This window comes from Nitrospira sp. SG-bin1, from assembly GCA_002083365.1.
GTDB lineage: Bacteria > Nitrospirota > Nitrospiria > Nitrospirales > Nitrospiraceae > Nitrospira_D.
Window position 1 is genome coordinate 35,449 of sequence record LVWS01000030.1, and the last position, 6,079, is coordinate 41,527.

Annotated in this window: 11 protein-coding genes; 2 read left to right on the plus strand and 9 right to left on the minus strand. The window is 55.7% G+C overall.

Going from position 1 to position 6,079, the window contains the following annotated elements:
- Positions 1-8: 8 nt before the first annotated feature.
- The 9 genes from A4E19_19310 to A4E19_19350 form a co-directional block, all read right to left on the minus strand.
- Positions 9-374, minus strand: a complete 366-nt coding sequence (locus tag A4E19_19310) for a bleomycin resistance protein (protein OQW33929.1) — start codon at positions 372-374, stop codon at positions 9-11.
- Between the two features lie 107 nt (positions 375-481).
- The gene (locus A4E19_19315) at positions 482-1,354 is read right to left on the minus strand and encodes a hydrolase (protein ID OQW33915.1); all 873 of its coding nucleotides are present in this window, start codon (positions 1,352-1,354) and stop codon (positions 482-484) included.
- Between the two features lie 50 nt (positions 1,355-1,404).
- Positions 1,405-1,722, minus strand: a complete 318-nt coding sequence (locus A4E19_19320; GenBank protein OQW33916.1) for a hypothetical protein — start codon at positions 1,720-1,722, stop codon at positions 1,405-1,407.
- 28 nt (positions 1,723-1,750) lie between these two features.
- Positions 1,751-2,383: a hypothetical protein gene (locus A4E19_19325; protein ID OQW33917.1), complete on the minus strand. Its 633-nt coding sequence runs from the start codon at positions 2,381-2,383 to the stop codon at positions 1,751-1,753.
- A gap of 2 nt (positions 2,384-2,385) precedes the next feature.
- On the minus strand, positions 2,386-2,661 hold the full coding sequence (locus tag A4E19_19330) for a hypothetical protein (GenBank protein ID OQW33918.1): 276 nt from the start codon (positions 2,659-2,661) through the stop codon (positions 2,386-2,388).
- 53 nt (positions 2,662-2,714) lie between these two features.
- Positions 2,715-3,215: a hypothetical protein gene (locus A4E19_19335; GenBank protein ID OQW33930.1), complete on the minus strand. Its 501-nt coding sequence runs from the start codon at positions 3,213-3,215 to the stop codon at positions 2,715-2,717.
- 173 nt (positions 3,216-3,388) lie between these two features.
- The gene (locus A4E19_19340) at positions 3,389-3,571 is read right to left on the minus strand and encodes a hypothetical protein (GenBank protein OQW33919.1); all 183 of its coding nucleotides are present in this window, start codon (positions 3,569-3,571) and stop codon (positions 3,389-3,391) included.
- An 8-nt stretch (positions 3,572-3,579) separates the two neighbouring features.
- Positions 3,580-4,761 carry a hypothetical protein gene (locus tag A4E19_19345; GenBank protein OQW33920.1) on the minus strand — a complete coding sequence of 394 codons (1,182 nt, stop codon included), beginning with the start codon at positions 4,759-4,761 and terminating at the stop codon, positions 3,580-3,582.
- A 10-nt stretch (positions 4,762-4,771) separates the two neighbouring features.
- Positions 4,772-5,224 (minus strand): hypothetical protein, encoded by a 453-nt coding sequence (locus tag A4E19_19350; protein OQW33931.1) that lies wholly within the window; start codon positions 5,222-5,224, stop codon positions 4,772-4,774.
- A gap of 37 nt (positions 5,225-5,261) precedes the next feature.
- Between A4E19_19350 and A4E19_19355 the strand changes: the two genes are divergently transcribed.
- Together A4E19_19355 and A4E19_19360 are read left to right on the plus strand one after the other, a co-directional pair.
- A complete protein-coding gene (locus tag A4E19_19355) occupies positions 5,262-5,462 on the plus strand; it encodes a hypothetical protein (protein OQW33921.1) in 201 nt (66 codons plus the stop codon).
- 139 nt (positions 5,463-5,601) lie between these two features.
- Complete coding sequence (locus A4E19_19360) at positions 5,602-5,790, plus strand: hypothetical protein (GenBank protein ID OQW33922.1); 189 nt, start codon at positions 5,602-5,604, stop codon at positions 5,788-5,790.
- The last annotated feature ends 289 nt before the right edge of the window (positions 5,791-6,079 follow it).

Consider the following 6,079-nt stretch of genomic DNA (forward strand, 5'->3'; position numbering starts at 1 on the left):
GCCAGAACCTAACGTCGTGTCAGCAATTCGAAGAGGTGCCCATTCGGATCTCGGAAATAAACACCCCGGCCACCGTTCCAATCATTGAGCTTTTGGTTCTCTGCATCCCATGGATGGCTGCCATACGACAAACCCGCCTGCTGCACTCGTTGAAAAATGACGTCGAATTCGTCATCACTGACGTGGAACGCGTAGTGATGAGGCTCAAACGAATCGTCTTCATCGAAATCGAGGATCAGTCTGTCGTTCACCTGCACGGGAGCGAAGTGCCCCGATGAACCCTCGTACCTGAGTCCGAAGATGTCGGCAAAGAAGCGCGCCGACTTGTCCTTGTCATGTGCGGGCACGATTGTGTGATTGAGTTCGATGGTCATGGTTACCTCATCCGATGAAATCTTTGCACGAAGTTCAAGCCACGGTTTGAAGACCGGCAACTTCCTACCCGTTCATCAGCGGATCGTGAAGCACTCATCGTCCTGATTCATTCAGGTACGCGCACAAGAAATTCTCGCACAAGCGACACGATCTCGTGGCAGTTTGTCTCCAAGGCCCAGTGTCCGCCGTCGAGCAGATGCAGTTCCGCATTCGGAAGGTCCCGGAGATACGCCCGCGCCGCGCCTTCGGGCATATAACCGTCCTGTGGACCCCACACGATGAGCGTCGGCGGCCGACGCTCGCGCAGATAGGCTTGATACCTGGGAAACCAAGCAAGGTTCTCCTTCAGCCCAGCGATCAAGTCGACGGCGATCGCACACCGCTTCGGCGTCATCAACGACCAATGGAGCTTCCAAAGATCCGGGGAGATGCGTTCGGCCAGCTCGCCACGGACATCGTTCAGAAACTCTTCTCTGAATCCCGCTTCGCAGACTGCTTCTGCGAGCTCAGCTCGGCCCTCTGATGTGGGGTTCGCCCAATACTCCTTCAGCGTCTTGTACTTCGGCCCGAGTTCATCTTCGTAGATATCACCATTCTGAATGATCAGTGCGACCGTGCGCTCTGGTGCCTTGATCGAGAGACGAAGACCGATTTGCGACCCGAAGTCGTGCAGATAGAGCACGTAGCGTCGCATACCCAATTGGGTTGTGAACCGATTGAGGAAGTCGGCATATCCGTTGAAGTCATAAGCGAAGTCATTGGGCGTGTCACTGTAGCCGCAACCCGGAAAGTCGGGCGCTACCAAGTGCCAATGGTCGGCGAGCGCGGGTATGAAATTACGGAACTGAAACGAGGAGCAAGGATACCCGTGCGGAAGCAACACCGCGGGTGCATTTTCTGATCCGGCTTCCCTGTAAAAGATACTCATTCCGTCAAGCAACATCGTACGATGCTTCATGTTTCGGGTTGTTTCCCCCATTCGATGGCTACTCGCATGAATAATATTATTGCTTCATCGCATGATCTTCTTCACGAAGAGTCGCCAATACAGCTCGGGAAGTGCCTAGAGAGGTGAATGTGATCGCGTGGAAAGACATGATCTGTCTTTCGTTCAGGATTCCCGAGGCTTGAAACCAGATCGTTAACAACGACACGTCCGGTTCCGAGCAATTTGGACGGAGCTGTCATCAACGGATTTAAGAGACGGTCGACGAGGGGATCGAGCGCCTCACGAGCTTCGTGCATGTCTTCGGCGGTTTCCCACAGGGGCAGTCTCAGAAACCGCCCGCCACCGACCTCCGTCACGACAGTAGACAGAGAGACTGCATCGGACAGCTCCCGATCCACATGGGAATCGAGAGCCGTTGCTGATCGATCAAAAATGATAGCCGATGCCACCGGCAACGATGTGCACGTTATAGTCATAGGACATGGAAAGTGGACTTCCCGCGATAGTGAGGTGTTCGATATTCGCGTAATTGTATTTCCACTCCGTGAACAGTGAGAGGTTTTGATTCACGCGATACCGAATCCCGGCTTGGGTGTTCAGTCCTACATGTGTGCGGGTATCGGAATAGCCGCCGGTTGCAAGGTGGGAAAAGAACAAACCGAGCCCCACTCCGGCATAGGGTTCGAACGCCCCTGCTTGATAACGGACTAAGACGACCACCGGTGCCCATGTCAAGACACGATTGGTCAGCCCTGACAGCGTAGTGGTGGTGCCTCCTATAGTTGTTCCTTGCTGCTTAAGATGAGGCGTGGCATTGAATACCTCGGTTTCTAGGCCCAGATTGAACCTCCCAAACTTCACCTGATCAAAATAATATCCGAGTTTCGCTCCATACATCAGGGAGTTTTGCAGCGCGAGGTCACTCCCGCCGACTTGATCGCCGACTCCACCCCACGTCACGTTGCTGGCGTCATGAGGCATGTGCGCTCCAATTTGACCTGCAATATACAGTTCTGCCTGTACGGGACGGCTGAAGAACAGCAGGGCGAGCACTCCCATGATCACAGGACTCCATCGAGTAACAGCCCATAAACGATCCATCTTGCACCCACTCTTTCTCCGGCCTTCCGATCAGTAGCGATCCAATCAGTAAGCCAGGAACTTGAGGTTGAAGGAGGAAACCTTCGACGGGTCAAGCGCTTCGACAGCCGCCGATCCGCCTTGCGCGCGATCAGGAAATTCGCGTGCGCGACATAGCACTCCATTTCCACAAAGCCGTCGATCGTGTCTCCATCCCGGCCGCACGGCGCCTGCATCACACCTTCCAGCGACACCATTGCACCGGTAATAACTTTTTTCATTTCATTTCTTCACCGCAATTGATATCCGGTCAGCTCGACCCTGTGCTCTTTGCGCCCCTCCCGCGCCGCGCCGCTTCAATGGCGGCAACGTTGATCTTTTGCATGGTCATCATCGCATCGAACGCACGTTTGGCCTCATCGCCACCTGCCGCCATCGCCTCCATCAGCACGCGTGGGGTGATCTGCCAGGATATGCCCCACTTGTCCTTGCACCATCCGCACTCACTTTCTTCACCGCCATTACTCACAATGGCGTTCCAGTAGCGGTCGGTCTCCGCCTGATCGTCGGTCGCGATCTGAAATGAGAAGGCTTCATTATGCTGGAAGGCGGGACCGCCATTGAGACCGATACAGGGAATGCCGGCGACGGTGAACTCCACCATTATTACCTCGCCCGCCTTGGTGGAGGGGTTATCGCTCGGAGCGCGGTAGATTTTGCCCACGGCGCTGTCGGGAAAGGTCGAGGCGTAGAAACGCGCAGCAGCCTCCGCATCCTTGTCGTACCACAAGCAGATCGTGTTCTTGGCAATTGTATTCTTGGTCATAGATTGTCCTTTGGATTCAGAGAATGTGGATACCTGCTCTCGTTCCCGCTTCGTGCCCTACGCGTCCATGGGGTTTCGAGACGCCACTTATTTTTCTATAGTCATCCGCCGGCACGGTTTTGAACTCGCTCTTCTTGATCGAACTCTGGGAGATGTTCTTATCCATGCTCTGCGAACGTTGCCAGCTCACGCATGCTGTGTTCAAAGCGTGCTTTCCAGTCCAGCTGTGAAGCAAAATGTGCAGGGTTCTCCATCGACTGCCGATAGAGTTGGACGGTCGATCGTGCCCATACTTTAGCGGCCGCTTCACCGTCCCGAGCACACAGCATGGTCAACCGCATTTGTTCGCTCATCGAACTGCCACCGGTTGTCCCGAGTGCATGGACTTTTCATGGGGCGACAACAGCGACCCTTGTGCAAGGACTCGTTCTTCGAATTGTTCCGACACCTCCGGGCAGTACAGCGCCGCGCCTGTGGCATAGGTGTGTGTTCGAATTTGTTGGTCAGGTATGATGAAGAGACCCTGGTATCCAAGCCATCCAAAGACCCATTCATCATCCTCGACGACGATAGGGGCATCGGTACAACGCAATAATGAAGGGTCCACCACATAGGCTGCGGCGATAAGATCAAAAGGATAGAATCCGTTACGCCCAATGTCTCCTCGCCAGTAGGTAAGCCACGGTCGAGCTTGCCGGGCCACCCATTCCGCTGCTCCTCCGCGATCCGCCAGGTGGTCGAGAATAGCAGGATCCACCGTCACGTTCCGAGCGGCCTCGTAGGGGATCAACGTCATCGGCAATCCCATGCTAACCACAAGCGTGGCGGCCGCTTCATCTCCCGTAAAGTTGAAATCCCGGAACACGGGACCATGACCGAGGAATGAATGCGCGGTGCCTCCTTCGACCGGATGAAAGACATGGCCTTCGCGGCGGCCCATGACGGCGATGAGCCGCGTCACGTTGGCTTGCAGCTGAGGCCGGTCCTTCAAGGCGATTGCGACGTTCGTCAGGGGGCCGAGGGCGACTATGACGAGGGATTCTTCCTCAAAAGCCTTGCGCAATGCGTCATGCGCCTCCCGGTGAGGAATTGTTGAAATCGATCCTCCCTGCCGCAGAGGTTCGGACGCTCCCCGGTATACCGGGATCGTACGTGGTCTGCCTTTCTCAAGCAGACGTATCAGATTGCGAGTCGTGCGGTCTGTTTCACGAAGGGATGCATTGCCGAAGACGGTGGACACGCCGACGATGTCAACGGTGTCTTGTTGGGCCAGCAGCAGAATCGCAAGACAATCGTCGGGATCGGTGCGTCGGCCTTGTCCGCAGGCTGCATCGGTATCGATCCAAACGCGGATAGGCGGAGCGGCAAAGGAGTTGGCCGGATACAGTGGAATCGGCTCCGTCGGCAGTTCGCCCGTGCGCCATGCTGTGACGGGTATGGCGAGAGAAATCAGCAGGACCGCAATGGCGAGGATGACCAATGCAGTCATCATCCACAGCGTATTGCGGACGAGAAAGAAGAAGCTGTGCATGTTCTGTCATCTACAGTGCGACCGCTGTCACGAGCGCAATGAAGCTGACCATCGCCAAGACGGCCCGCGCCACATGCGAATACTCCCAGCGATCGCGCAATTCGGTCCAATCCATCTCCCGAAGTTCAGAGCCTTGTTTGCCGAAGGAGAAAAATCCGAAACCCACTTTCCCGAGACGTTCATTTTTGATCCAGACCTTGTTGATGGGATGTGTGAATATCCAGTACACCGTATGCATGCCGATCAAGCCCATCAAGGCCACAAGGGTGAGCCAAAACTCCAATGTGCCCTTCGGGGTAAACAACAGAAGAACGACGATCGCCATCAGGCCCCCGGGGACTTCGCCCACGGCTGAGCCGATAGTAAACCCGGGATAATAGACAGGCTGAACAGCTTCATACGTCTCCTTCGTCAGCCGTCTCTTGCCGGGAAACTCGAGCGCGTGGGCGAGTGACAACGCCATCGCGACGCCGACGAGAACGACCGTGACAACCTGTAATATGTGGAACACCGCAGTACTCCGATACGCACAATCAATCAGCGATCCTTTGTCGATCCAACGCGCAGAATCCCTAGGGCTGCTGGATAACTTGAGCGTATCGGAGCTTGTCCTGATGGCGACTTATCGATACCTCGCATGGTTCATAGTGACCGGCTCCTTGATGGCAACCAACTCCACGCACGAGTCGATCAAACCTTGACACATCGATATCGGCATCCGACCGCAGTAACGACTAGGCGGGACAACCTGTCGCGTGGCGAAATGAGGAAGACAGGTTTCTCTTACTCGCGTATCTCATTTAGGAATCGACGGCGATCGCTCAATCGGAGGGCCAGCGGGTGGAATGGGTTCGGGTTTTGGAGGTGGAACGGGAGAAGGAGGCAATGGTTCAGGTTGCGGAGCAGGAATCGGAGACGGGGGGAGCGGCTGGGGCTGCGGCGAAGGGGCCGGAGGGATCGGTTGTGGCGGTAATGGGTCGACCACCCCGTACGGTTCGGAAACAGCCGCAACCGAAACCGATGACGTAACCCCCAGAAGGATGATCACGCACATGGTCCTTATCGCTCGGCGAATCATCTCATCATTCCGTTTCTGACACTGATGAATCTGGACCAGCTCAGACCCAGGGCATACGTTTCATGAACTCGCTTCAAGCATGGCTGCGGGAGGGCTGTTCACGTGGCGGAGGATCAACACCTGCTCATGAATCCTCCTTGCCTCCGAGGCAACAAACCTCCTGCCTCGTGCGCAGCCCTCGTGAGGGCATCAGTGAGGACAACCCGGCCGCCTCTCTTACGGCGGGTCTAGGAAGTGCTC

Coding starts and splice junctions, on each gene's coding strand:
- A4E19_19310 (OQW33929.1), bottom strand. CDS start 374: ATGACCATCGAACTCAATCACACAATCGTGCCCGCACATGACAAGGAC.
- A4E19_19315 (OQW33915.1), bottom strand. CDS start 1,354: ATGGGGGAAACAACCCGAAACATGAAGCATCGTACGATGTTGCTTGAC.
- A4E19_19325 (OQW33917.1), bottom strand. CDS start 2,383: ATGGGAGTGCTCGCCCTGCTGTTCTTCAGCCGTCCCGTACAGGCAGAA.
- A4E19_19330 (OQW33918.1), bottom strand. CDS start 2,661: ATGGTGTCGCTGGAAGGTGTGATGCAGGCGCCGTGCGGCCGGGATGGA.
- A4E19_19340 (OQW33919.1), bottom strand. CDS start 3,571: ATGCGGTTGACCATGCTGTGTGCTCGGGACGGTGAAGCGGCCGCTAAA.
- A4E19_19345 (OQW33920.1), bottom strand. CDS start 4,761: ATGCACAGCTTCTTCTTTCTCGTCCGCAATACGCTGTGGATGATGACT.
- A4E19_19350 (OQW33931.1), bottom strand. CDS start 5,224: ATGGCGTTGTCACTCGCCCACGCGCTCGAGTTTCCCGGCAAGAGACGG.
- A4E19_19355 (OQW33921.1), top strand. CDS start 5,262: ATGTGGAACACCGCAGTACTCCGATACGCACAATCAATCAGCGATCCT.